Raw genomic sequence first — 1547 nt, 5'->3', positions numbered from 1 at the left:
GCCGTCGAGGTCAACGGTCAAGTCTCCGGCCATGCCTTCGGCCAGTGCCGGGTCGAGATCGGCGAGGACGAAACGGTCGGGGTTCTCCGACTGCGCCGTACGCAGCAGACCCCACACCGCCGCTTGCACCGGATCCGGCACCTCGGCCTCACCGCAAGCCACCGCACCACGGGTCACGACCACCAGCCGCGACTGTCCGAACTGCTCATCCGCCAGCCAGCCCCGCAACAACTCCAGTGCACGACCGGCTACTTCATGCGTACGGGCAACGACGTCACCGGCGCGACCGATGCCGTCGACCGTGCCCACACCCGTAGCCGTACCCGTACCGGTTCCGGAACCGGCGAACGACACCGCCACCACGCCCGGCACCGACTCGCCTGCACCGAGTGCGGCGGCGAGCGCCTCCAGATCGGCGTAGCGCACACCCGGCACGACAACCGCGTCGCCGAGCACGGCCCAGCGCGCCTCGACCCGCTCCTCCGTCACCGCGTGCCCGACCCAGTCCACCTGGAACAGGGCGTCGCGGGTTGCGCTGTGGCCGGCCAAGGCGACCTGCTCCTGCGACACCGCACGCAGCGCGAGCGAATCGACGTGGGCGACCGGGGCACCGGCACCGTCGGCCACGGTCAGGGACACACCGGAGCCCGCAGGGCTGATCCGGACCCGCAGGACCGTCGCACCCACAGCCGAGACCGTGACCCCGCCCCACGCGAACGGCAGCCCCGCCGCACCGGCCTCCGCGCCGGCGTCGACGCCACCCGGCAGACCCAGGGCGTGGAGCGCGGCGTCGAGCAGCGCCGGGTGCACGCCGAACCCGGTGGCATCCACCCCTTCAGGGAGAGCCACTTCGGCGTACACGTCGTCGCCCTTCCGCCAGGCGGCCCGAAGCCCCTGGAACACCGGGCCGTATCCGAGGCCCAGATCCGCAAGGTCGTTGTACAGACCCGTCACCTCGACGGCGACCGCGTCGCGCGGCGGCCACTGTTCCAGCGCCTCACTCGCGGCCACCGGTCCTGCGGACAGCGTTCCGACCGCGTGCTGCGTCCACTCCGCTTCGGCGTCCTCCGCCGGCCGCGAATGCACCGTCAACACACGGCTTCCGTCACTCTCGACAGCGCCCACGGCCACCTGCACGGCCACCGCGCCGTGCTCAGGGAGCACCAGCGGCGCCTGGAGCGTCAGATCACCCAGCACCCCGCAGCCGACGGCTTCTCCCACGTGGAGCGCCATGTCCACGAACGCCGTACCCGGCAGCAGCACCGAGCCCATCACCACGTGATCGGCCAGCCACGCATGCGAGTCCACCGACAACCGACTCGTGAACAGGAACTCGTCCCCCTGAGCCGGCACCACCTTCGCACCCAGCAACGGGTGCTCCCCCGCGCTCTGCCCCAGCGCCCGCGCATCACTCAACCCCACAGGCGACGACACCAGCCAGAACTGCTCATGCTGGAAGGCGTAGGTGGGCAGGTCCACGCGACGGGCGCCGGTGCCGGCGTAGTACGCGGTCCAGTCAACTGCCCTGCCGCGTACATGGAGTTCAG

Annotated in this window: 1 protein-coding gene; it reads right to left on the bottom strand. The window is 71.4% G+C overall.

Going from position 1 to position 1547, the window contains the following annotated elements:
- Window positions 1-1479 (bottom strand): polyketide synthase dehydratase domain-containing protein (locus tag EES42_RS43090; RefSeq protein WP_206433954.1); only part of this gene is annotated, 1479 nt, incomplete at its 3' end.
- Between the last annotated feature and the right edge of the window lie 68 nt (window positions 1480-1547).

Origin of the sequence: Streptomyces sp. ADI95-17 (genome assembly GCF_003846175.1) — a bacterium.
Classification (GTDB): Bacteria; Actinomycetota; Actinomycetes; order Streptomycetales; family Streptomycetaceae; genus Streptomyces; species Streptomyces sanglieri.
Note: the sequence above shows the minus strand (reverse complement) of the source record. Positions and strands in the feature narration are given on the sequence as shown.